Consider the following 23,447-nt stretch of genomic DNA (forward strand, 5'->3'; position numbering starts at 1 on the left):
GAGCCCCCTGTCGGATTCGAACCGACGACCTTCGCTTTACAAGAGCGGTGCTCTGGCCAGCTGAGCTAAGGAGGCGCAGGAGAAGTGTAGCGGGCACGGATCGGGGGGTGGGAGGGAAAGTGGGGGGCGGGGGGCTGGTGACAAGGGGCGGGGGGCAAGGTAGCGTCACGGGAAGGTTCACACAGTGTGGACTGGACCAATCCTTCCTTTACTCGGATCGTCCGGCACGTTCCTGCCGGTGAAGGGACTGTAATCAGTCATGGCAACTGTCACGTTCGACAAGGCGACCCGCATCTACCCCGGTGGCGACAAGCCCGCGGTGGACGGCCTGGAGATCGAGGTCGGGGACGGCGAGTTCCTGGTTCTCGTCGGGCCCTCGGGTTGCGGCAAGTCGACCTCCCTGCGCATGCTCGCGGGTCTCGAGGACGTCAACGCGGGTGCGATCCGGATCGGTGAGCGGGACGTCACGCACCTGCCGCCGAAGGACCGGGACATCGCGATGGTGTTCCAGAACTACGCGCTGTACCCGCACATGACCGTCGCGGACAACATGGGCTTCGCCCTGAAGATCGCGGGCGTCAACAAGGCCGAGATCCGCAAGCGGGTCGAGGAAGCCGCGAAGATCCTGGACCTCACCGAGTACCTGGCGCGCAAGCCGAAGGCGCTCTCCGGCGGTCAGCGCCAGCGTGTCGCGATGGGCCGCGCGATCGTCCGTGAGCCGCAGGTGTTCCTCATGGACGAGCCGCTGTCGAACCTCGACGCCAAGCTCCGCGTCCAGACCCGTACGCAGATCGCGAGCCTCCAGCGCCGTCTGGGCGTCACGACCGTGTACGTGACGCACGACCAGGTCGAGGCCATGACCATGGGTGACCGCGTGGCGGTCCTCAAGGACGGCATCCTCCAGCAGGTCGACAGCCCGCGGAACATGTACGACCGCCCCGCGAACCTCTTCGTGGCCGGCTTCATCGGCTCCCCGGCGATGAACCTCATCGAGGTGCCGATCACCGACGGCGGCGTGAAGTTCGGCAACGCGGTCGTGAACGTCGAGCGCGAAGCGGTGCAGGCCGCGTCGGACAAGGGCGACCGTACGGTCACCGTCGGCGTCCGTCCCGAGCACTTCGACATCGTCTCCGAGAACGACAGCTCCAAGGCGCTGACGAAGGAGGGCCCGGCGGGTCTCGCCGTCACCGTCAACGTCGTCGAGGAGCTGGGCGCCGACGGTTACGTGTACGGCTCGGCCAAGGTCGGCGACGAGGACAAGGACGTCGTCATCCGTGTCGGCGGCCGCGCGATCCCCGAGAAGGGCTCCGTGCTGCACGTCGTGCCGCGCGCCGGTGAGACGCACGTCTTCGCCACCTCCTCCGGCGAGCGCCTGACCGACAACCGCTGATCCACCGGTTCCTCCACGCCGACGGCCCGCCGGTACGTGACTCCTCACGTACCGGCGGGCCGTCGCCGTGTGCCACCAGTACGTGTCCCGCCGGTACGTGTGCCGCCGCTACCTGAGCCGCGCCGCCGCGTCGCCGCCTCGCCCCCACCCCCGCCATCCGTACACGTTGTCGACAAATACATACGCATATCCGGCCTTTCGGGTGTGTTCGTCAACACCCGAACACCCTCTCCGAGATTTTCACTCCCTCGTCAGGGTGACTAAATGTCGCCAAATCATCACCAGTCGCTACGATCCGATGCGTGAACCAGGTAGCTCGCCGTCTCGGCAAGACATTCGCGCTCGTTCTTCCGGTCGTTCTCGTGCTGTCGGGAACGCTCGCCGTCACCCGCGTCCCGTGGGCGGACTCCTCCTCCGACTCGCAGGTGCTCACCGCATCCGCGAAGACGAAGGAGCAGGTTGCCGCGCAGGATGCCTCCAAGGCACCGCAGGAGGTGCTGCGCCGCCGTCTGTTGGACGAACTCCAGGAGAAGGACCCCGGCGCCGCTCTGACCCAGTTGCAGGTCGAGATGGCGCGTCAGCCGTCGCTCGCACGGTACTGCGCGTCGATCGCCCGGTCGCTGGGGCGCGCCGCCGTCGCCAAGTACGACGGCGCCACGCAGCGCGCCCAGGCGTGGTCGCGCCCGGTGTGCGACACCGCCTTCGCGACGGGCGTCGCCTCGGTCGGCTGACATCGCTGTTGACGGCGGCCTCTCCGGCCGCCTCCCACCACCGGCACGCGCGAGGAACCCCTTGCGGCGTACGGCCCGCCCGGTGCGGGACGTACGCCGCCTTCGCATAGGGTGCGCTGCATGACGCGCGCCGACGACCGTTCCCCCTCGACCGCCCACGACGCCTCGCGCGCCGAGGCCACGCACCACGCCGCCGCGCCGGATGACGCCTCGCGCCACGCCGCCGCGCCGGATGACGCCTCGCGCCACGACGCCGCGCCGGTCACCCAGGCCGTGCTCCTGGCCGGCGGCCAGGGCTCGCGGCTGCGGCCGTACACCGACGACCGCCCCAAGCCGATGGTGGAGATCCCCGGCACCGGGACGCCGATCATCGGGCACCAGCTCGCGTGGCTCGCCGCCGAGGGCGTCACCGACGCCGTCGTGTCCTGTGGCCACCTCGCCGAGGTGCTCCAGGAGTGGCTGGACGGCACCCCGCAGCCGCTGAACGTGACCACGGTCGTCGAGCGCGAACCGCTGGGCCGCGGCGGCGGGTTGAAGTACGCGGCGGCCTCGCTGCCCCGGCCCGACGAAGCCTGGTACGCCACCAACGGCGACATCTGGACCCGCTTCTCGCTCCGCGAGATGGCCGCCTTCCACCGTGAGCGCGACGCGATCGCCACCCTCGCGCTGGCCCGCCCCCGTATCCCGTGGGGCGCCGTCGAGACCAACGAGTTCGGCCAGGTGCTGGACTTCATCGAGGCCCCGCCCTCGCCCTTCCTCATCAACGCGGGCGTGTACGTCTTCGCGCCCGGCTTCACCGCCCAGCTCCCGGACCGGGGCGACCACGAGCGCACCACCTTCCCGCGGCTGGCCCGCGAGCGGAGGCTGGCCGGTTTCCCGATCCCTCAGGGCGCCTACTGGCGGGCCATCGACACCGCCAAGGACCTCACGGAGGCGGCCAAGGAACTCAGCGCCCGCCCCGTGCAGCCGCCCGCCGCCGTCTGACCCCCCGCCCCGCCTCCGCCCTGGGCATTGCGGGGTGTGAAGGGTGGTGCCAGGGTGGCGCAATGTCGAAATCACTGTCGCGATCCCTCTCGCGCCGCACGGCGTTAAAAGTGGCCGGTACCGGCCTGCTCGGAGTCGGCGCGGGCGTCGCGCTGAGCGAGTCACTGGCATCGGCCGACGTCCCGGCCTCCCAACGGTTCGACCTGTCGCAACCGTCGTACGAGCGGTTCCGCGGGGTGTCGCTGCACGAGACGCACCACGCGATGCAGGGCATGGCCTACGACAACGTCAACCGGCGTCTGTACATTGCGCAGATCCAGAACGGCAGCGACGGCGACGACCTGTGCGTCAACCAGTTGAGCATCAGCGGCGAGCTGACCGGCCACATGCACGTCAGCAACGCGGGGCACGGTGTGTCGATCGGGGTGGAGCCGGTCGGCACCGCGTCCTACATCTGGATGGAGTGCGACTCCGACCAGCACAGTGACGCCGGTCGCGGCACGGCGCTCGCCCGCTTCAAATTCGTCAACGGCGGCACCCCGTCGTCGGTGAAGAAGTTCCTCACCGGCAGCAAGACGATCTCCTGCGCCACCGACCCGGTCAACAAACGGCTGTTGGTCCGCCGCAGCGAGAGCGGCGGCATGCACTACAGCCTGTTCTCGCTCGCCGACGCCGCCGCGGGCCAGTTCTCCAGCCCGCTGGCGCACTTCGCCCAACCCACCCTCGGCAACGGCTCCGTGACCTTCCAGGGCTACACGTTCCTCGACAACTACCTCTACACGCTGGACGGCACGGGGCACGAGGACCCCGCCGACATCAACTCCTACGTGACGGCCACCGACATGAACACCGGCAAGGTCGTCCAGCGCTCCTTCACCGCGGCAGGCAAGACCCTCTTCTACCGCGAGCCCGAGGGGATGATGGTCTACCGGACCGTCAACGACAACCCGCGCCTGTGCTTCGGCTTCGCCTCCCGCCCCTCCATGACCAGCTCCACCCGCTACGCGAGCGTCTACTACAAGGACGTCCTGATCTGACGTTCCCCACCCGCTGGGGCCGGGCCGCACATCGCGCGGCCCGGACCCGGCGGAGGCTGAGGGACGGACCCGGATCAGTGGGTGAAGGTGAACCAGTTGATGTTGAGGAAGTCGGCGGAGGAGCCGGACGAGAAGACGAGACAGACGTCGTGGGTGCCGGTGACGGAGGCGGTGACGTTGGCGGGGACGGTCTGCCAGTTCTGCCAGCCGCCGTTGTTGCCGAAGTCGATCTCGGCGATCTTGGTCCCGGTGGTGCTGCCGAGGCGGACCTGGAGGGCGCCGCTGACGCCGGGGTCGGCGCCGGAGGCGAGGCGGGCGGTGAACTGCAAGGGCGAGGAGGAACCGAAGTCGAGGGCCGCGTACTTGAGCCAGTCGCCGTTGGAGATGTAGCCGACGTCCTGGCCGCCGCCGGAGTCGGTGCACGCCTCGGTCTGGGTGCCGCTCTGGGCGCTGTAGGACTCCGCCTGGACGGTCGAGTAGGCGCCCGTGCCGCCACCGCCGGGCGGCGGGGTGGTGCCGGAGCCCGCGCCGGGACCGAGCGAGACCGTCCAGGAGGTCGGCGCGCCGTCCTGGATGTGACCGTCGACGGGAGCGGCGCCGGTGGGACCGACGTCGTCGTACGGGAAGGCGTATCCGACGTTGGCGTACTTGTGGACGAGCCGCGCGTAGTGGTTGGTCGTCGCGTCCGTGTAGTACGCGGAGGGCGCGACGCCGTCGGGCTGGTTGTTGCCGCCGCCGACCAGCAGCGAGCTGCGGTTGAGGGCGGCGGCCAGCCGGGCGGCGACCGCGCCGCGGGCGTCGCCGCCGGAGTTGTAGAGCGGGCCGCTGGCGCAGCCGAAGATGTCGACGGCGCTGGGCTTGGTGAACGGCACGCCATTGGTGTTCAGACCCGAGAAGACCAGGGTGTTGCCGGAGACGGTGCCCGAGTACGAGCCGATGCCGCCCTGCCCGTTGATGGTCAGCGTGTGCGACTGGTAGTAACTCCACACGCTGTTAAGGTAGTTGTTCCAGTACCCGCCGAAGTCGGTCGGCGAGTGCGAGGGCGCCAGGATGCGCAGCGCGGCGCCCGAGGAGTCGGTGGCGACCAGCTTGTCCCACGGCGCCCCGTCGGCGGCGTGCTGCGCCTGGAGCCCGGAGGCGATGGAGGCCAGCGCGCCCGAGGGCAGCGGGCTGACCGACTGCGAACCGCCGCTGCCGGTCGTCGCCATGGAGACGGGCAGCGCCACCATGTCGACGTAGCTGATGTTCGCGTACAGGTTGGCGCTGTTGTACGTGAACTCGCAGAAGGTCCAGTTGGTCAGCCAGTTGGGGTCGCTGCTGGTGAAACCGGGCTGTACGAGACCGGGTACGCCGCCGTTGCCGCCGGGCGGGTTGACGTAGAACTGGATCTTCTTGCCGACCGAGAACCAGACCCGGCCGCCGATCACGTAGTCCTGGAGCGTGAAGGTGGTGGCGGCCGAGCCCGAGGCGCCCAACTGGAGGGAGAAGTCGGCGATCGGGGTCAGGACGGACGAGGGGCTGGGCAGCCGCTGGAAGTGCCCGGACGAGGTGACGAAGCCGGGCCAGCCGGAGCTGTCGGAGCCGCTGATGTAGGCGTAGACCGTGCCGTTGCCCGAGTTGTTCTTCAGCGAGACGGGCAGCGACGGACCGGCCGCCGCGGCCCGCGACGTCAGGCCGCGCGCCCACAGCGGGGAACTCGCGGCGGCGGCGCCCGCGCCGACCGCGGTGACGAAGGATCGTCTGGAGACCACGTACTCCTCCTTGGAGGTGGCAGGCGGGCCGCCGCCGTCGGTGCGTCGGGGCGGCGGCTCGCGTGGGGGGACTGCCTGGAAGAACGTCAGGACCTGGGGTCGGGAGTGCCGTAGGCCGTCGGGGCCTCAGGTCGTCAAGAGCTGAAATACCGTCAGGACGGCAGGTGCCAGACCTGGTTGGCCCCGCCCGTGCAGTCCCAGATCTCCACCTGGGTGCCCGCGGTGGTCGACCAACCGGTGTCGTCCAGGCACCTGTTGGACTGCGGGTTGTACAACGACCCGTTGGACTGCGGTATCCACACCTGCGAACCGGTGTTGTTGCAGTCGTAGAGATCGACCAGCGTCCCGTTGGCCGTGCCGCCGCCGTTGACGTCGAGGCACTTGCCCAGGACGTGCAGGGTGCTGCCCGCCTCCACGACGGTCCACTGCTGCGCGGCCGTGCCGTTGCACGTGTAGACCTGGACGGGGTTGTAGTTGGCGGTACTCGACGCGCGGTCGTCCAGGCACAGGCCGCCGTAGCCGGTGATGGCCTTGCCGCCGGACGGCGGCGGGGTCGTACCGCCGCCGGTCGTCGTGTACGCGGCCACGTATCCGACGCTCATCGTCCCGCCGGACGTCGTCGCCGAACTCGGCGAGGTGCAGCCGCAGACGCCGTTGGGGAAACCGCCGCCCATCGCGAGGTCGAAGATGATGTTCAGGTTGTGGTCGTACGCCGCCTGCCAGGTGGCCGCGCCGACCTGGCCCTCGCTGACGCTGAAGTACGAGGCGCCGTCGAGGTAGAAGGTGATCGACTCGTTGGACGTGTTCGTCCGGTCGAGGATCATCGAGTACGTGTGGAAGCCGCTCTGGCAGCCGGAACACGCGCGCAGGCCGCTGCCGATGCCGTTGCCCTCGTTGCAGACACCGCCGGGGTACGTGCCGCAGTGGATCGTGCCCGCCACCTGGGAGAGGGCGTTGACGTCCTCCATGATGTCGATCTCGCCGTTCTCGGGCCACTGGCCGGGGCCGAGCATCCAGAACGCGGGCCAGTAGCCGAGGCCGTTGGCCGGGCTGGGCTGCTGGATCGACGCCGTGACCTGCAACTTGCCGCCCGCCGGGGCGCCCGCGACCGCGGTGGGCGTGTGGATGCGGCCCGACGTCCAGTTGGTGCCGCTGCCGAGCGCGGTGATGTTGAGGTGACCGTTGCCGTCCAGGTGGACGTTGCTGGTCGAGTTGGTCATCGTCTCGATCTCGCCGGTCCCGAAGTTCGCACCGGGGCCGGTGTCGTACGTCCACTTCGACCCGTTCGGCGCGCTGCCCGCCGCGCCGGCGAAGTCGTCGCTGAAGACGGTGGTCCAGCCGGACGGCGCGCCCGGCACGGTGACCGCGTCCGCGGACGGGGTGCCGACGGCGAACACGGCGAGCGCGCCGAGCGCTGTGGCGAGGGCGAGTTGACGCCATGCGCGGAAGGCGCGGAGGGCCCGGAGGGCGCGGAATGCGGCGGGTCCGGAGAAGGCGCGGGCGCGCGAGGCCGACCGCGGGGATCTGCTGTGGGGGGATGAGCGGTGGGTCACGGAGAGCTCCTGACGGTCCGTCAATCGGCGGACAGGAAGAGTTGCCAGGGAACACGCGGAGGGGGGGAGCGGTGCCGCGGACACGGCGGCGGATGCGGTGGTACGGCGGGGTGTGACGAGTGCGGCGGATGCAGCGGGGGTGCAACGGGCGCGACGGTGAACCGGTCGCGGCGCGGAGGCGGGGCGTCCGGTGGTGTAGACAACTGAGCGAAGTTGATTGAACCCGTGTACATGCGCTGCCGTCAAGATGTGGTGAGAGCGCTCTCTGGGCTGCTGCCCGGGGGCGGGGGACCGAGGCCGGCCGCGGTGGCCGGAACGCTGCCCGCGGGGCGGCCCGGCGCCTGGCCGGGCTCCAACGGCCTTGGGAGGGCGGGCTGTTGGCCTCCGGCGGGTCCGTGATCTCGCGGGAGTCCGCGCACCCGGGGGGGGCGACCGAGCGGCAGGGGGTTCACCGACGGCTCGGTCCGCGCCGGGCGGTTCGCGGCACCCGACTCGCGGATACGGCCCGCCCCGGTCGGGCGCTGCTGGTCACCGGGGGTGTGGCTATCGTCGGAGTGTGCGCTTTGTGACGTTTAACGTGCTGCATGGGCAGGCGATGACCGGGGGGCGGCCGGTGGCGTTCGGGGTGGGGGAGGCGGCAGGGGAGCCGTTGGGCGCGGCCGTGGCGGCGCTGGACGCCGACGTCGTGGCACTCCAGGAGGTCGACCGCGCCCAGGAACGGTCCGGGCGGATCGACCAGGCGCGGGTCGCGGCCGACGCGATGGGCGCCGCGCACTGGCGCTTCGCCTCCGCCGTCCACGGCCGGTCCGTCCCGGGCGAGGGATGGGTCCTGGACCCGAAAGCGCCGGACCTCCGGGTCTACGGTCCACCGGGTGCGGGTGCGGGTGCGGGTGCGGGTGCGGGTGCGGGTGCGGATACGGGTACGGATACGGGTGCGGACACGGGCACGGATACGGATACGGACGCGGGCGCGGCTGGCGGGGTGGAGGCGTACGGCGATGCGCCCGCGCACGGGGTCGCCCTGCTCACCCGGCTGCCGGTACGGCACTGGCGGGCCCGGCGGCTCGCACCCGCGCCCTTCGCGCTGCCGCTGCGGGTGGCCGGACGGCCGGGGCTCGTATGGGTACGGGACCAGCCGCGGGCCGTGCTGGCCGCCGTACTGGAGGGCAACGGCGGACCGTTCACGGCCGTCGCCCTGCACCTGTCCTTCGTGCCCGGCTGGAACGCCCGCCAACTCGCCGCCGTACGCCGCTGGATCGCCGACCTGCCCCGCCCCTACCTGCTCCTGGGCGACTTCAACCTGACCGGCGCCGTACCGAGGACCGTCCTCGCCGCCACCGGCCGCGAGCGCTGGCACGACCTCGCCCGCACCCCCACCTACCCCGCCCACCGCCCCCTCGTCCAGTTCGACCACATCCTGGCCCACGGCGTCCCGCCCTCCTCGGTCCGCCCCGCCCTGACCTCGGCGACCGCCCCCCTGACCCCCCTCTCCGACCACCGCCCCCTGGTGGCGGACGTGCAGTGGTGACCCCCGCCTCCTGAAGCGCCCCTGCCGTCCACCCGCGCGGCAACGGGCTGCCGTTCGTTACGGCTGAGGCGCGCTCGCGGCGGCGAGCCGTCCGCAGAACGTCAGCCGTCCATTTGGTGGAAGCGGGACTCGGCGAAGGTGAAGGCCGTGTCGCGGACGCCGAAGGGGTGCTGGAAGGCGTGGTTGAGCTGGGCGGTGAGGCAGATGGCGAAGGCGATGGCGGCGCCCACGAAGCAGAGGGCCACGAGATGGCGGGCGGTGGCGGTGAGGCCGAGGACCGGGGGGAAGGCGATGAGGAAGCCGCCGGCGACCAGCATGGCGAGCCAGGTGATCCGGGGCATGCCCGCTTTGACCTCGGCGGCGCGGTCGGTGCGCGTTTCGTAGACCGTGGCCAGCGCCGTCGTGGCGGCGGACTTCGCCGTCTGGTGGCCGGGCGCGGCGGCGCCGACGGCCGCGCGCACCTGGTCGAGGGCATGCCACGCCTCAGGGCTGGTGTGCCCGTGGGCGAGTTCGGGGAACTCCACGGTCCTGACGTCGGAGGTGTACTGCCGCAGCAGCGCCCGCACCTTGACGCGGTCGGGGCTCGCGAGACCGCCCGCCGCCCAGTACGTGTCACCCAGCGCCCTGGCCTCGTCGTACGTACGGGACCGCGCGGTGCTCAGCGCGGACCAGCTGCCGGCGACCTGGAAACCGGTCAGCAGGATGAAGGAACTGAGCAGGACACCGCCGATGAGCGACAGCGCCTGACCGTTGAACTCGACGCTCGCCAGCCGCTGTTCCTGGCCGAGGAAGTGGCCCAGCAGGACGGCGAAGGCGACACCGCCGAGGACGGACAGCAGCGAGACGACGTACATGGACATACGACTCCTGGGGCTTCGGTGCGGCGGTGCTCAGGTCTCAGGTGGTTCGGTGCGCGCGGGTGCGCGCCTGCTCTGGGCGAGGCGACCTCTGGGCGACGTGACTTCTGGACGAGGTGACCTCTGGGCGAGGTGACCTCTGACGACGCGACCGCTCCGGACGAACCGAGGTCAGCGGCGACGTGCGACGAAGCGCGGCAGGGCCGCGAGGGCGGCGGGCAACAGGACGGCCAGCATCGACAGCAGCCACCAGCGCGACACGCTCTCGTCGGGGCCGGGCGACGGCGGCGGCTGCGCGTCGAAGGGCGGTTCGGCGCCCGTGCCGCGCGGCTTCGCGTCGTCGTCCCCGGCCGGTGACGGCGTCGGTGACAAGGGCGCGGCCGGGCGTACGCCGGGCCCGGCGGCCGTACGGTGCCGGGCGGACGCGGCGTCGGCGGGCGCTGCGGACGGGGGAGGAACGGGCGCGGAGCCCGCGGGGGACGGTGTCGGGCGGCCCGCGCCATTCGTGGGCGGCGTCACGGGCGGCGGTACGGCTACGGGGCCCGAGGCCGTCGGGGCCGCGGTGGGGGTGCACGTGGGGGAGGGGGAGGAGGTGGGGGTCGGGGACGACGTCGGCGTGGGTGTCGGCGAGCCCCCGCCGGACGGCGGCCTGGGGCCGCAGGGTTCACCGACCTTTACGGTGAGGCGGCCCACGGGGAGCCGAAAGGAGACATCCAGATGCAGCAGTCGGCTGATGATCCTGCCGTCGACGCACACCGCCACGGTCACCGGCTGGTGCCCGCCGCTCCCGGCTTCCCCGCCGCTGCCGGTTTCCGTCGCGGCCGACGCCCGGCCCGCCCCGGCCACGATGCCTGCCAAGACAGCGACGGCGAAGACGGCGACGGCGACCGGTGTGACGGCTCGTACCGCCACGGCCGCCGCGCGGCACGCGGAGCCCTCCACCGGCACGGTCAGCACCTCGCTTCCCCAGGAGTCGCCCGGTGGCGCGCAGTGCTGTACCGGTTTCCGCTGGTATCAGCATGAAGATATGGGGACGCGGAGGGTCATGTCATTCGAACAGCCCAATATGGCCAAAAATGGGCACGCGGCATGTGCCGCCCGGCGGCGCGGCCGTCACCAGGCCGCGCACCGCCGGAGGCAGGGGCGCCGGATCACGAACCCGACCGGATCACGAACTCGACCGGACCACGAACCCCGGTCGCGGAAGCCCCCGGTGACGGAGACCCCCGGTCACGCGGGGCCGGTCAGAGGTCGAACTCCGCCGGGTTGAGGCCCACCGCGAAGCACGCCTCGCGCACGACGGCCTGCTCGGTCTTGTCGAAGTCGCCGTCGGCGCCGCCGATGACGATGCCGATCTGGATGACGGCACGCGCCTCCGTCGGCTTCTTCTGCACCTTGGCGATCTCCTGGAGGATCGCCACCTTGCCGAGGGCGAAGTCGGCGGTGAGCTTGGTCAGGTAGTCCTCGAAACGGCGCTGGAGGTCGGGCGCCGGGAAATTCTGCAACACGTCGTTGCTCGCGATCAGCGACGCGACGCGCTGCCGCTCGGACGGGTCGACGGAGCCGTCGGCGGCGGCCACGAGCGCGCACATCGCCATGCTGGCATCGCGGAAGGCCCCGCTCTTCAGGTCGTTCTTCTTCGCGTTGAGCTGGGTCTGCATCGTCTTGGTGGAGTCTTTCAAGCGGTCCCACAGGGCCATGAGCGGGTCTCTCCTCGGGCGGGGTTCGGTACGTGGTCCGTACGCGATCTGAGAACTCTCGGGGAGCGTAAAGGAGTTCCCAAGACGGAAAGACGGCACCCGGCGAGCGCGTGTGCGGGCCGTACGCCGTCCCCCGCCCGAGGGCCCGGCTACGGGATCAGGACGACCTTGCCCATCGTCGCCCGCGACTCCAGCGCCCGGTGCGCCCCGGCGGCGTCCGCGAGCGGGAAACGCTGTACGGCGGGCCGCAGCCGGCCGTCGGCGGCGGCCGCCAACGCCTCGGTCTCCAGCGCGCGCATCCCTTCCGGGGTGCCGGTGAACTTCTGGAGGGCCGGGCCCACGACGACCCGCGAGGTGATGCCGCGCTCGGCGAGTTCGCTGTCGGCGAAACGCAGCGGTTCGCCCGAGGACCAGCCGTAGACGAGGTGCCGGCCGCCGGGCGCCAGCAGGCCGACCGCGGCGCGCGCGAGGCCGCCGCCCACGGAGTCGAGGACGACGGTCGCGCCCGCGCCCCCGAGGAAGGCCCGCACCTCCCGCGTCCATTCCGGCCGCCCGTAGTCGACGGCGAGGCCCGCGCCCAGCGAGCGGACCCGTTCGGTCTTCTCCGCACCGCCCGCCGCGCCGACGACGGTCGCGCCGAGCTGCCGCGCGTACTGCACCACCAGCGTCCCGATGCCGCCCGCGGCGGCCAGCACCACCACGGTGTCGGCCGCCCGCAGTTCCGCCAGCCGCAGGATGCCCACCGTCGTACGGCCCGTGCCGATCATCGCGACGGCCGCGGCGGCGTCCAGGCCGTCGGGGAGCGCGTGCAGCCGGGCGGCGTCGGTGACCGCGGCCCCCGCGTACCCGCCGGGCACCATGCCCAGGTGCGCGACGACGCGGCGGCCGAGCCACGCCGGGTCGGTGCCGTCCCCGAGCGCGTCCACGCTGCCCGCCACCTCCCGGCCCGGAATCGTCGGCAGTTCGGGCGCGGGCATCGGGCCGCCCTCGTACTTCCCGGCCCGCAGTGTGGTGTCCACCAGGTGCACTCCGGCCGCCTCGACCGCGATCCGCACCTGTCCCGCGCCCGGCACGGGGTCCGGCACCTCCTCGTACCGCAGATTCTCCGGAGGGCCGAAGGCGTGCAGTCGTACGGCGTGCATGGCGGGTCTCCTGTCGGGGTACGGGCGCGGTGCGTGCGGACCCCAGCCAACAACCTCAAGCGGACTTGAGGTCAAGCGGCGCCCTCACTTCCGTGACCGCCTCACACCATCCGCTTCACGCCCGTCCTGCATCCGCCTCACACCCGCCTCACACCCGCGGGAAACGGCTCAGCAGATCCCAGATCACCGGATTTCCGTCCAGGCCCTCGTGCATATCCGTGAGGTCGGCCACCACATCGTGCAGGAAATCCCGCGCCTCCCGCCGTAGTTCCGCGTGGTGCAAGGACAACGGCGGCTCGTCCTCGACCCAGTCGGCCGTCACGTCTACATAGCCGAAACGCCGTACGAACCTCAGCCGGTCCGCCGACTCCGTGAAGTCGAACTCCGCATATTGCGGCCGCGCCGCCCTGCTCCCCGCCGGGTCCCGGTCCAGTTCCTCCACGATGTCGCACAACGCCCAGGCGAAGTCCAGCACCGGCACCCATCCCCAGCCTGTGGACAACTCCCGCTCGCCCTCGGCCACATACACATCCCCGCAGAACAGATCGTGCCGCAGGGTCCGCACATCCGCCGTCCGGTAATCCATCTGCGGCGGGTCGGGAAAGCGGCGCGAAAGGGCGTATCCGAGGTCGATCACCCACCGATGGTGTCACCCGCGCGAGCAGGCCCGTACACCCGGACAGGCCGACACCCGCACAGGCGCACACGGGAGAACCTGCGCCCGGACACGCGAACGGCCCCCGGTCCCCGGAAGCGTCCGGGGCGGGGGCCGTGCGGTGGGCGGCTCTGACGGTGACCCGTGTGTTAGAGGGTCACACCGAAGTCGGTCGCGATGCCGACGAGGCCGGAGGCGTAACCCTGGCCGACGGCGCGGAACTTCCACTCGGCGCCGTTGCGGTACAGCTCGCCGAAGACCATGGCGGTCTCGGTGGCCGCGTCCTCGCTCAGGTCGTAGCGGGCGATCTCGGCGCCGCCGGCCTGGTTGACGATGCGGATGTACGCGTTGCGGACCTGGCCGAAGTTCTGGCTGCGGGCCTCGGCGTCGTAGATCGAGACGGGGAAGACGATCTTGTCGATGTCGGCGGGCAGGCCCGCGAGGTTGACGTTGATCGCCTCGTCGTCGCCGTCGCCCTCACCGGTCCGGTTGTCGCCGGTGTGGACGATGGTCTGGTCCGGGGTCTGCTTGTTGTTGAAGAAGACGAAGTGGCCGTCGGAGTAGACCTTGCCGTCCACCTTCACGGCGATGGCGCTGGCGTCGAGGTCGAAGTCGGTGCCGGTGGTCGTCCGCACGTCCCAGCCGAGGCCGACAGTCACGGCCGTCAGGCCGGGCGCCTCTTTGGTCAGTGAGACGTTGCCGCCCTTGGACAGGCTTACAGCCATGAGGAGTCCCCTTTTGTGGTCTGTCATAGGTACTCCGACGAAACTACCGTCATTCCCCAGAACGCGGTCACAGGATCGTACGGTTCAGTAATCCTGCAACTGTGCTGTTGCGCCGCCGCCGAAACTGTTGCGCCGCTGTCGAAAACCCCGTGACGCGCGGGCCCCGGACGCGGGATCATGGGACACATGTCCGGGCCACTTCTCATTCGCGGTTCGGTCTCCGTGCCGGAGGCCGAGCTTCTGTGGCGTTTCTCGCGTTCCTCGGGGCCGGGCGGTCAGCATGTGAACACCTCCGACTCGCAAGTCGAGTTGCGCTTCGACCTCGCGCGGACGGAGTCGCTGCCGCCGGTGTGGAAGGAACGCGCGCTGGAACGGCTCGCGGGACGGCTGACCGGCGGCGTACTGACGGTCAAGGCGTCCGAGCACCGCTCGCAGTGGCGCAACAGGGAGACGGCGCTCACCCGCCTCGCCGCGCTGCTGGCGCAGGCCACGGCGCCGCCGCCCAAGGCGCGCCGCGCCACGAAGATCCCGCGCGGGATCAACGAGCGGCGGCTGCGCGTGAAGAAGCAGCGCAGTCAGACCAAGCGGGGCCGCAGCGGCGGCGGCTGGGACTGAGCGGACCGCCTCGGGTACTCGGGGACCCGTATACCCGGGTATTCGGGTATACGGCGTACGGCTCGGCGCGGTCCGGAGCCCACGGCTCAGCGCAGGTAGCGGTACCGGCCGCGGAAATACGTCAGCGGCCCGCCGTCGGCGCTCGGCGTCCTGGCCGTCAGCACCCGCCCCACCACCAGGGTGTGGTCACCGGCGGGCACCCGCTGCTGCGTCTCGCACTCAAGTATCGCGAGCGCGCCGCCGAGCACGGGAGCGCCGGAGTGTTCGCCCCGGTAGTACGAGATGTCCTCGAAGAGCAGCCGGTCGCTGATCCGGCCGCGCATCGCGAAGCGGCCCGCGATGTGCCGCTGGCTCTCGCTGAGGACCGAGGCGGCCCAGCGCGGCTGCCGCTCCAGCAGGTCGTCCATCCGCGAGCCCTCGCGGACACTCACCATCACCAGCGGCGGTTCCAGCGAGACGGAGAGGAAGGCGGTGGCGGTCATGCCGACGTCCTCGCCGCGCGGCTCGTCCTCCGAGTCGTGTGCGGTGATGAGGACGACGCCCGCCGCCAGGCGGGACATCGCGGCGCGGAAGTCGTCGAGGTCGACGGTCTCGGATAGGCCCATGGTGGTCCCAGGATGCCGTCCGGGTGAAGGTTCAAGCACATCCATCACGTTACGGGGCGGTAGGAATCGCGCGCATCGGGCTCCGGTCGGAGGTGGGCCGTGACCGGTCCTAGGACCAGGGCTCTACGTTGTGTGTTCAACCGCTTACATGATGATGTGACTTGAGTCACAAGGGCGAGGAATTGTTGACCCTGTGTACCTGGGGCACAGCTCGCTGTGATTCAGTGGCCCGTGTAATCCGTTGATTTGAAATTATCAGGAGTTGCTGTCGAGGGCGCGGAGAGAGGCATGGACACCGAGTCGGAGCCGTATGTCCGTCTCGCGACCCTGCGTCAGCTGCACCAGGTCGTCGCGGACCTCAACACGGCGCGGAGTCTCGCGGACACCCTTCAGGCCGTCGCGGAAGGCGTGGTCAAGGGGCTGAACTACGAGCTGGCCGCCGTCAATCTGGTACGCCCCGACGGCGATCTCATCGTGGCCGCCTTCGCGGGCAGCGCCGCGGCCGAGGCCCTCATGGCCGGACGCATCGGCTCGCGCACCTCCTGGGAGCGCCGCCTCACCATGGGCGAGCGCTGGGGCACCCTGCGCTTCATCCCGCACACCGAGGGCTGGGTCCTCATCGACGACGACGTGCCCCAGTGGCACACCGAGGGACCGCTGCCCCGCTTCGCCGACGAATGGCACCCCGGCGACCGCCTCTACGCCCCCATGTACTCCTCGCAGACCGTCGGCAGCGAGCTGATCGGCGTCATATCCGTCGACAAGCCCACCAGCGGCAGGCACCCCGGCCCCTGGGGCTGCGAAGCCCTCCAGATGTACGCGTTCCAGGCCGGCATAGCCATCAGCAACGCCCGGCTGCGCGCCAACATGCAGCGCGCCCTCGTCCGGCTCGAACGCGACCAGCAGGCACTGCGCGCCAGCGAGGAGAGCTTCCGGCAGGCTTTCGAGTACGCCCCCAGCGGCATGGCCATCGCCGAGATGGGCGGCGACCAGCACGGCAAGCTGCTGCGCGCCAACGACGCCCTGTGCCGCCTCCTGGGCCGCTCCGCCTCCACCATGCGCCGCTACTCCTTCTCCGACCTCGTCCACCCCGAGGACGTCGGCCTGCTGCTGCGCACCTCCGCCGAGGGCGGCCGGGCCGAACTGCGGCTCGCGCGGCGCGACGGCAGCTACGTCTGGGCCTCGCTGCGCAATTCGGTCGTCGCCGACACCGCCGACGGGCCGCGCTTCCTGCTCACCCACGTCGAGGACATCGAGGAGCGCAAGGGCCGCGAGCTGCAACTCGCCCACCGCGCCAGCCACGACTCGCTCACCGGCCTGCCCAACAGCGCCGAACTGCGCGCCCGGCTCTCCGCCCGGCTCTGTTCGCGGCCCCAGGACCGCGACGCCCACGACCTCTCCGACGCCCTCGGCGTCCCCGGCGACGGGCCCGACGAGTTCGCCTTCAGCTACGGCTACGGGCCCGAGGAGCTCGCCGCGCCCCTCGGCGCCCTCGGCTACGACTCGCACACCCACGTCACCGCGCCCGACGAGAGCGACCCCGAGAACGCGGGCAAGGGCCTCGCCGTCCTCTTCTGCGACCTCGACGGCTTCAAGTCCATCAACGACCGCTTCGGGCACCACACCGGTGACGCCGTCCTCATCGAGGTCGCCCGCCGCCTCACCGGCGCCGTCCGCGACGGCGACACCGTCGCCCGCCTCGGCGGCGACGAGTTCGTCGTCCTCGCCGACGGGCTGGCGCCCGCCGACGCCGCCGACCTCTCCGTCCGCCTCCGCAACGCCATCATCCCGCCCATCCGCGTCGACGGGCGCGCCGTCCGCGTCGGCGCCAGCTTCGGCATCGGCTGGGCCGGGTGCGGGATGACCGCCGAGGAAGTCCTCCACTCGGCCGACCAGCGCATGTACGTCGAGAAGCGCTCGCGCTCCCGCACGGGCCACCGCCGCGCCGGCTGACCCCTCCCCGCGCGGGTCGTGGCTCTTCGCGGCCCGGCCCCGGGCGGTTCCGTTGCGCCGGGGGAGGAACCGCGCGCTCAGCCACGGTGCTCCCGCAGGTCACCACCGGCCCCGGTGGGGCAGTCCGGTGGTCTGCGGACCACCGGCCGGCGGGGGCCGGCGGCGCGCTCTCCCCGCGCCCCGGACGGGGCGGGCCCTCCCGCGGAGAGGCGGGGTACGGGCGGCGGGACGTAGAGGTGAGTGGGGGAACCCGGCCCGGAGGGTCCACCTTGGGGAGTAGGGGAGATCGCTCCAGCGGCTGACCCCGGCACGGGTTCCGTTGCCTACGCTGGGTTATGTGCAGCGCATCTACGACTTTCTCCGCAGACACCCGACGTGGGTCGACGGCTTCTGGGCCCTCGTCCTGCTCGTGGTCTGCGCTGTGTGGGTGCTGGAAGTCCCCGACCTGAGGTTCCCCGAGCGGCTGCTGGCGGTGCCGCTGTCCGGCGCGCTGGCGGTCGTGGTGGCGCTGCGCCGCCGTGCGCCGGAGAAGATGCTGCTGCTGGCCATCGGGGTCGGCCTGACCCAGTTGGCGCTGGGCGTGCAGACCAATCCCGGCGACGCGGCGATGCTGGCGATCATCTACACGTGCGCGTCCAACGGCGAGCGCTGGTCGTCCCGGCTGGCCCTGCTGGCGGGCCTCGCGGCGGCGCCGCTGTCGATGCTGCGCTGGCCGCCGCACGACGAGTACTCGACGGTCTGGACGACGCTGCTCCAGACCTTCTTCCTGACGGTGATCTTCGCCCTGTCGTGGGTGGTCGGCGACCGCCTCCGTACCCGCCGCGCGTACTACGCGGAGCTGGAGGAGCGGGCGGCCCGGCTGCACCGGGAGCGCGAGGCGCAGTCCAAGGCGGCGGTGGCGGCCGAGCGGGCCCGTATCGCCCGCGAGCTGCACGACGTCGTGGCGCACAACGTCTCGGTGATGGTCGTCCAGGCGGACGGCGCCGCGTATGTGCTGGACGCCGCGCCCGACCAGGCCAAGCAGGCGCTGTCGACCATCTCCACCACCGGCAGACAGGCCCTCGCCGAGATGCGGCGGCTGCTCGGGCTGCTGCGCGCGGGCGACGACGCGGGCGGCGAGTACGTGCCGCAGCCCGGCGTCGACCAGCTCGCCGATCTGATCGACCAGGTGCGCGGCGCGGGCCTGCCGGTCAGATTCGAGGTCGCGGGCGACGCCAGACCGCTGTCCAGCGGCGTCGAGCTGACCGCGTACCGCATCGTGCAGGAGGCGCTGACGAACGTCCGCAAGCACGGCGGGGACGGCGCCAGCGCCAGCGTCATGCTGGGCTTCGGCGACGCGGCGCTCGACCTGCTGATCGAGGACGACGGGCGCGGCGCCCGGCACGAGCTGTACCAGCAGGGCGGCCGGGACGGCCTGGGCCAGGGCCTGATCGGCATGCGGGAGCGGATAGGCATGGTCGGCGGCACGCTGGACGCGGGTCCGCGCCCCGGCGGGGGCTTCCGGATCAGCGCGGTGCTGCCGCTGAGAACCGGTTAGCCGGACGACCACCACGGCCGGGACCGGCGAGGACCGGCGGCCGTGACCACGGAGAACTACCGAGAGGCAGGACACATGGCGATCCGCGTCATGCTCGTCGACGACCAGGTGCTGCTGCGCACCGGGTTCCGGATGGTGCTCGCCGCCCAGCCGGACATGGAGGTCGTGGCCGAGGCGGGCGACGGCGCCGAAGCGCTGGAGGTGCTGCGGCACACGCGGGTCGACGTCGTGCTGATGGACGTCCGCATGCCGCGGATGGACGGGGTCGAGGCGACCCGGCACATCTGCGGGGGCGACCGCGGCGAGGCGGTCCGCCGGGAGGGCGAGGGCCCGCGGGTCCTCATCCTGACCACCTTCGACCTGGACGAGTACGCCTTCGCCGCGCTCAAGGCGGGCGCCAGCGGCTTCATGCTCAAGGACGTGCCGCCGGACGAACTGCTCGGCGCGATCCGGGCCGTGCACAGCGGCGACGCCGTGGTGGCGCCCAGCACCACCCGGCGGCTGCTCGACCGCTTCACCCCGATGCTGCCGTCCGCGGCGGCCGAGGAGCACAAGGAGGTCGACAAGCTGACCGAGCGCGAGCGCGAGGTGCTGCTGCTGGTCGCCCAGGGCCTGTCCAACGGCGAGATCGCCCGCAAGCTGGTCCTGTCGGAGGCCACGGTCAAGACGCACGTCGGCCGCATCCTCACCAAACTGGGCCTGCGCGACCGCGTCCAGGCCGTCGTCCTGGCCTACGAGACGGGCCTGGTGCGGGCCGGCGGCTGAGGCGGCCGGACCCCTGAAGCGGTTACCGGCGGTTCGCGGATACGGGTTCACGCCGGGCCGATCAGGGAAGGTCCGTACCGACCGGTAGGGATCACAGCACGGGGGAGTACGACATGCGCGCCATCGTTTTCGAGCAGTACGGAGGTCCCGAGGTTCTGCGCCTCGCGGACGTGCCGCGGCCCTCGCCGGGCCCCGGCGAGGTCACCGTCGACGTCGCCTGGGCGGGCGTCAACTTCGCCGACGTCAAGGCCAGGGCCGAGGGCTACCGGGTGGAGGCGCTGCCCTTCCGGCCGGGCCTCGAGGTCTCGGGGCTGATCCGCGAGGTCGGCCCGGACGTCACCGACTTCACGCCCGGCCAGGAGGTCGCCGCCTTCCTCGACGGCGGCGGCTACGCCGAGACCGCGCTGGCGCCCGCCGCCACCGTCTTCGCCCTGCCCGCGGGACTCGACCTGCGCACCGGCGCCACCCTCCCCAGCGTGCTGCCCACCGCGTACGCGCTGCTGCACGAGGTCGGGCGGCTGCGCGAGGGCGACACCGTGCTCGTCCAGGGCGCGGCGGGCGGCGTCGGCACGGTCGCGGGACAGCTCGCCCGGCTGGGCGGCGCGGCGGCCGTCTACGGCGTCGTCTCCAGCCTCGACAAGGCCGACCACGCGCTCAAGTCCGGTTACGACGAGGTCTTCACGGCCGCGACCTTCGACACCGACGTCCGGGCGGCGACCGGCGGGCGGGGCGTCGACATCGCCCTCGACCCGGTCGGCGGCGAGACCTTCCGCCGCACCCTCGGCACGCTCGGCCGCTTCGGCCGCCTCGTCTCCTTCGGCAACGCCGGTTCGGAGGAGCCCTGGCGGATCGGGCCCGCCGACACGTATCCGCTGGGGCTGTCCGTCTCGGGCTTCTCCGTCCTCGGCATGGCCGCGCAGGAGCCGCAGCGGCTGCGGCGGATCGCCGACGCCGCCTTCCGTACCGTCACCGACGGCGATGTGGAGTTGCCGGTGAGCGCCGAATTCCCGCTGGAGCGGGCGGCGGAGGCGCACCGGCTGCTGGAGTCGCGCAGGAGCACGGGGAAGCTGCTGCTGCGGGTGGGCGGCTGAGCGGACGGCCTCGGTCCTACGGCCGGGGGAGGCGGCGCGCGAAGGCCGCCGCCGCCTCCCTGACGTCCTGCTCGGTCCATTCGAGCGCCGGGGCCGCGACCGTCACCTCCGTCATGGACAGGCCGGGCACGCCCGGCTCCGCGAAGACGGCGCGGCCGAAGAGGGAGATCCTGGTCTCCTCGGCCTGACGCAGTGACGCCTCACCCAGGACGTCGGCCGGATACGGCAGCCAGAGCTGGAACTGGTGGGTCTGCGGCTCTTCCGGGTGCACCCGCAGCCACGGCACGCCGCCCTCCGTCAGGCCCTCGCGCAGGGCCCGCGCGACCGGCTTGGCGTGCGCCACGAACGACGGGAGCCGCGGCATTACGGTGTCGAGACCGGCCAGCGCCGCCAGCGCGGCGGGGAACTGCTGGAACAGCATGCCGCCGTACCGGTGCCGCCACGCCTTCGCCTCCGCGACGACGTCCGCGGAGGCGGCCAGGGCCGCGCCCGAGATGCCGTCCAGCGACTTGTAGAAGCTCACGTACACGCTGTCCGCGAGGGCCGCGATCTCCGGCAGCGGGCGGCCGAAGTGGGGTGTGCACTCCCACAGGCGGGCGCCGTCGAAGTGCACGACCGCGTCCCGGTCGCGGGCGGCGGCCACCGTCGCCGTCAGCTCGTCCCACGACGGCAGCACGAAACCGGCGTCCCGCAGCGGCAGTTCGAGCATCAGGGTGCCGAACGGCTCCTCGAAGTCGCGGATCTCTTCCGCGGTCGGCAGGCGGGGTTCCGTCGTCGGGTGGACGGTGCGCAGGCCGCTCACCGCGTGCAGCGCGCCGCGTTCGTGCACCTCCGGGTGCGCCATCGGGTGCAGCGCCACCGTCGCGTTGCCCGTGCGGCCCGCCCATGCCCGCAGGGCCACTTGCTGGGCCATCGTGCCCGTCGGGAAGAAGGCCGCGTCCTGCGTGCCGAGGATTTCCGCCACGCGGCGCTCCAGGGCGGCCACGACGCCGTCGCCGTAGATGTCCACCGGTTCCGTCACGTCGTACGCCGTCGCCGCCTCTTCGGCGAGCCGCGCCAGCCGTTCCCCAAGGGTTGCCTTGGGGCCGGACATCAGGACCCTTCCGTCGCACTTCGCGACTGCCGCCGCGACCTTCTCCCGCATCTCGCCGTCATCGCCCATCCCCCGATACTCCCTTCCAGGGCGGTCCCCCGCCACGCCTTATCGCCTCCCGCGCGGGTGCCCGCCCTCCCTCCTTTCCTCGCCCGCCCGCCCACCCGTGCGGGTGCTTTTTCGTCTGCGGGTGCCGCTTGTGCCTGGGTCGGTGCCGGGCCGGGGCACCTCCTCGGGCGACGAACGTGCACCCACTTCGAAAACGTCCAGCCCCTTTCCGTTCGTCCCCCTGCGGGGGCACCCCGGCCCGTCCCCTCCCGGTACGTCGGCGTCCGCCTGTCCGGTGGGGGTGGCCGGGGAAGGGGGGTCCTCCCGGCGAACCGCCCTGCGCCGGTGCGCCCTTCCGCCAGACCTTTCGCCCCCCGGCTGGACGTCGGGTGACGCGGGACGGTTCGCCGAAAGAACCCCCCTCCCGGCAACCCCCACCGGCAGGCGGACGCCGACGAGCGAGGAGGGGACGGGCCGGGGTGCCCCCGCAGAAATGCGGTGACACGAACGGCACCGGATACACAGGTACCAGGTAGCCGCATTTCGAGGAGGTGCCCCGGACCGGCACCGACCCAGGCACAGGCGGCACCCGCAGACGACAAAGCACCCGCACGGGTGGGCGGGTGGGAAAGAACAAGACAAAGAGACGCAGCGGTGTGCTGAAGCTCTCGCAGGGGGCACCCCGCACGGGCTGACCGCCCCGGAGGGGATTCGCGTAGGATTGACGAGAAGGCGTCCGGTACCCCGGTGAGGACTGGAACGGAAGGCTCGGAGCGCGCGTGGACGAGATGGGCAAGGCGGAGGGGCGGCCGGCGCGACTGGCCGTCGGGGTCGTGGGAGCCGGCCGAGTGGGCCCCGCACTGGCGGCGGCGCTGCGCATGGCGGGGCACCGCCCCGTGGCGGCGTCCGGCGTGTCCGAGGCGTCCAAGCGCCGCGCCGCGGCGCTGCTCCCCGGCGTCCCCCTGGTGGAACCGGCAGCGGTGTTCGAACGCGCCGACCTCGTACTGCTGACCGTCCCCGACGACGCCCTGCCCGACCTGGTCAAGGGCCTCGCGGAGACCGGCGCGGTGCGGCCGGGCCAGCTGCTGGTGCACACCTCGGGCCGGTACGGCACGTCCGTGCTCGACCCGGCGCTGCGCGCGGGCGCGCTGCCGCTCGCGCTGCACCCGGTGATGACCTTCTCCGGCACCCCGGTGGACGTGCAGCGCCTGGCGGGCTGCTCCTTCGGCGTGACCGCCCCCGGCGAGCTGCGGCTGGCCGCCGAGGCGCTCGTCATCGAGATGGGCGGCGAGCCCGAGTGGATCGAGGAGGCCGCCCGCCCGCTCTACCACGCGGCACTGGCCATCGGCGCGAACCACCTCGTCACCCTCGTGGCCCAGTCGATGGACCTGCTCAAGGCGTCGGGCGTCGCCGAGCCCGGCCGCATGCTCGGCCCGCTGCTGGGCGCCGCGCTCGACAACGCCCTGCGCTCCGGTGACGCCGCCCTGACCGGGCCGGTCGCCCGCGGCGACGCCGGCACCGTCACCGCGCACCTGGACGAACTGCGCGCGCACGCCCCCGAGACGGTGGCCTCGTACGTGGGAATGGCCCGCGCCACCGCGGACCGCGCTCTGGCCAACGGAATGCTGAAACCGGAGTTCGCGGAGGCGCTGCTCGGCGCCCTCGCCAATGGAGGGACCCCGTGACC

Annotated in this window: 21 protein-coding genes and 1 tRNA gene; 11 read left to right on the forward strand and 11 right to left on the reverse strand. The window is 72.0% G+C overall.

What is annotated here, in order from left to right; translation table 11 throughout:
• Nucleotide 1: 1 nt before the first annotated feature.
• A tRNA-Thr gene (locus ACZ37P_RS30825) sits at nt 2-75 on the reverse strand.
• A 184-nt stretch (nt 76-259) separates the two neighbouring features.
• On the opposite strand from ACZ37P_RS30825, the gene ACZ37P_RS30830 reads away from it, so the two are divergent.
• The 4 genes from ACZ37P_RS30830 to ACZ37P_RS30845 all read left to right on the forward strand — a co-directional run bounded on the left by ACZ37P_RS30830 (nt 260) and on the right by ACZ37P_RS30845 (nt 4,142).
• The gene (locus ACZ37P_RS30830; protein ID WP_355342187.1) at nt 260-1,390 is read left to right on the forward strand and encodes an ABC transporter ATP-binding protein; all 1,131 of its coding nucleotides are present in this window, start codon (nt 260-262) and stop codon (nt 1,388-1,390) included.
• A 302-nt stretch (nt 1,391-1,692) separates the two neighbouring features.
• Nucleotides 1,693-2,121 (forward strand): hypothetical protein, encoded by a 429-nt coding sequence (locus tag ACZ37P_RS30835; protein WP_188280613.1) that lies wholly within the window; start codon nt 1,693-1,695, stop codon nt 2,119-2,121.
• A 120-nt stretch (nt 2,122-2,241) separates the two neighbouring features.
• Nucleotides 2,242-3,105, forward strand: a complete 864-nt coding sequence (locus tag ACZ37P_RS30840; protein ID WP_391049663.1) for a nucleotidyltransferase family protein — start codon at nt 2,242-2,244, stop codon at nt 3,103-3,105.
• Between the two features lie 110 nt (nt 3,106-3,215).
• Complete coding sequence (locus tag ACZ37P_RS30845; RefSeq protein WP_467349617.1) at nt 3,216-4,142, forward strand: phage baseplate protein; 927 nt, start codon at nt 3,216-3,218, stop codon at nt 4,140-4,142.
• Between the two features lie 74 nt (nt 4,143-4,216).
• Here the strand turns inward: ACZ37P_RS30845 and ACZ37P_RS30850 are convergent, their stop codons facing one another.
• Both ACZ37P_RS30850 and ACZ37P_RS30855 read right to left on the reverse strand, forming a co-directional pair.
• Nucleotides 4,217-5,893, reverse strand: a complete 1,677-nt coding sequence (locus ACZ37P_RS30850; protein WP_467349618.1) for a beta-1,3-glucanase family protein — start codon at nt 5,891-5,893, stop codon at nt 4,217-4,219.
• A 152-nt stretch (nt 5,894-6,045) separates the two neighbouring features.
• Nucleotides 6,046-7,446, reverse strand: coding sequence for a ricin-type beta-trefoil lectin domain protein (locus ACZ37P_RS30855; RefSeq protein WP_467349620.1), 1,401 nt, complete (start codon nt 7,444-7,446; stop codon nt 6,046-6,048).
• Nucleotides 7,447-8,002: 556 nt separating this feature from the next.
• Here ACZ37P_RS30855 and ACZ37P_RS30860 point away from each other — a divergent pair.
• Nucleotides 8,003-8,974 carry an endonuclease/exonuclease/phosphatase family protein gene (locus ACZ37P_RS30860; RefSeq protein WP_467349622.1) on the forward strand — a complete coding sequence of 324 codons (972 nt, stop codon included), beginning with the start codon at nt 8,003-8,005 and terminating at the stop codon, nt 8,972-8,974.
• A 101-nt stretch (nt 8,975-9,075) separates the two neighbouring features.
• Here ACZ37P_RS30860 and ACZ37P_RS30865 read toward each other — a convergent pair whose 3' ends face one another.
• The 6 genes from ACZ37P_RS30865 to ACZ37P_RS30890 all read right to left on the reverse strand — a co-directional run bounded on the left by ACZ37P_RS30865 (nt 9,076) and on the right by ACZ37P_RS30890 (nt 14,053).
• A complete protein-coding gene (locus ACZ37P_RS30865) occupies nt 9,076-9,834 on the reverse strand; it encodes a bestrophin-like domain (protein WP_355342205.1) in 759 nt (252 codons plus the stop codon).
• 168 nt (nt 9,835-10,002) lie between these two features.
• The gene (locus ACZ37P_RS30870) at nt 10,003-10,788 is read right to left on the reverse strand and encodes a hypothetical protein (protein ID WP_467349623.1); all 786 of its coding nucleotides are present in this window, start codon (nt 10,786-10,788) and stop codon (nt 10,003-10,005) included.
• A gap of 287 nt (nt 10,789-11,075) precedes the next feature.
• Nucleotides 11,076-11,531, reverse strand: coding sequence for a tellurite resistance TerB family protein (locus ACZ37P_RS30875; RefSeq protein WP_355342211.1), 456 nt, complete (start codon nt 11,529-11,531; stop codon nt 11,076-11,078).
• A 149-nt stretch (nt 11,532-11,680) separates the two neighbouring features.
• Complete coding sequence (locus ACZ37P_RS30880; protein ID WP_467349625.1) at nt 11,681-12,673, reverse strand: zinc-binding dehydrogenase; 993 nt, start codon at nt 12,671-12,673, stop codon at nt 11,681-11,683.
• Nucleotides 12,674-12,821: 148 nt separating this feature from the next.
• A complete protein-coding gene (locus ACZ37P_RS30885) occupies nt 12,822-13,310 on the reverse strand; it encodes a hypothetical protein (protein WP_391049648.1) in 489 nt (162 codons plus the stop codon).
• 167 nt (nt 13,311-13,477) lie between these two features.
• Nucleotides 13,478-14,053 (reverse strand): TerD family protein, encoded by a 576-nt coding sequence (locus ACZ37P_RS30890; RefSeq protein WP_355342220.1) that lies wholly within the window; start codon nt 14,051-14,053, stop codon nt 13,478-13,480.
• 177 nt (nt 14,054-14,230) lie between these two features.
• Here ACZ37P_RS30890 and arfB point away from each other — a divergent pair, with 177 nt between their 5' ends.
• The gene (gene arfB / locus ACZ37P_RS30895) at nt 14,231-14,668 is read left to right on the forward strand and encodes an alternative ribosome rescue aminoacyl-tRNA hydrolase ArfB (protein WP_355342223.1); all 438 of its coding nucleotides are present in this window, start codon (nt 14,231-14,233) and stop codon (nt 14,666-14,668) included.
• Between the two features lie 86 nt (nt 14,669-14,754).
• On the opposite strand, the gene ACZ37P_RS30900 is transcribed toward arfB, so the two are convergent.
• Nucleotides 14,755-15,273 carry a flavin reductase family protein gene (locus ACZ37P_RS30900; RefSeq protein WP_355342226.1) on the reverse strand — a complete coding sequence of 173 codons (519 nt, stop codon included), beginning with the start codon at nt 15,271-15,273 and terminating at the stop codon, nt 14,755-14,757.
• Between the two features lie 288 nt (nt 15,274-15,561).
• Here ACZ37P_RS30900 and cdgB point away from each other — a divergent pair, with 288 nt between their 5' ends.
• From cdgB to ACZ37P_RS30920, 4 genes are all read left to right on the forward strand, one after another.
• Nucleotides 15,562-17,226, forward strand: a complete 1,665-nt coding sequence (cdgB, locus tag ACZ37P_RS30905) for a diguanylate cyclase CdgB (protein WP_401724372.1) — start codon at nt 15,562-15,564, stop codon at nt 17,224-17,226.
• Nucleotides 17,227-17,563: 337 nt separating this feature from the next.
• Nucleotides 17,564-18,763, forward strand: coding sequence for a sensor histidine kinase (locus ACZ37P_RS30910; protein ID WP_391049646.1), 1,200 nt, complete (start codon nt 17,564-17,566; stop codon nt 18,761-18,763).
• Between the two features lie 75 nt (nt 18,764-18,838).
• Nucleotides 18,839-19,528 (forward strand): response regulator transcription factor, encoded by a 690-nt coding sequence (locus ACZ37P_RS30915; protein ID WP_355342358.1) that lies wholly within the window; start codon nt 18,839-18,841, stop codon nt 19,526-19,528.
• 113 nt (nt 19,529-19,641) lie between these two features.
• Nucleotides 19,642-20,619, forward strand: a complete 978-nt coding sequence (locus ACZ37P_RS30920; protein ID WP_355342235.1) for a quinone oxidoreductase family protein — start codon at nt 19,642-19,644, stop codon at nt 20,617-20,619.
• A 16-nt stretch (nt 20,620-20,635) separates the two neighbouring features.
• On the opposite strand, the gene ACZ37P_RS30925 is transcribed toward ACZ37P_RS30920, so the two are convergent.
• Nucleotides 20,636-21,781 (reverse strand): threonine aldolase family protein, encoded by a 1,146-nt coding sequence (locus ACZ37P_RS30925; protein ID WP_467349628.1) that lies wholly within the window; start codon nt 21,779-21,781, stop codon nt 20,636-20,638.
• A gap of 767 nt (nt 21,782-22,548) precedes the next feature.
• Between ACZ37P_RS30925 and ACZ37P_RS30930 the strand changes: the two genes are divergently transcribed.
• A complete protein-coding gene (locus tag ACZ37P_RS30930) occupies nt 22,549-23,445 on the forward strand; it encodes a Rossmann-like and DUF2520 domain-containing protein (protein ID WP_355342364.1) in 897 nt (298 codons plus the stop codon).
• Nucleotides 23,446-23,447 lie beyond the last annotated feature (2 nt).

It is taken from the genome of Streptomyces sp. NPDC024632 (assembly GCF_055559175.1).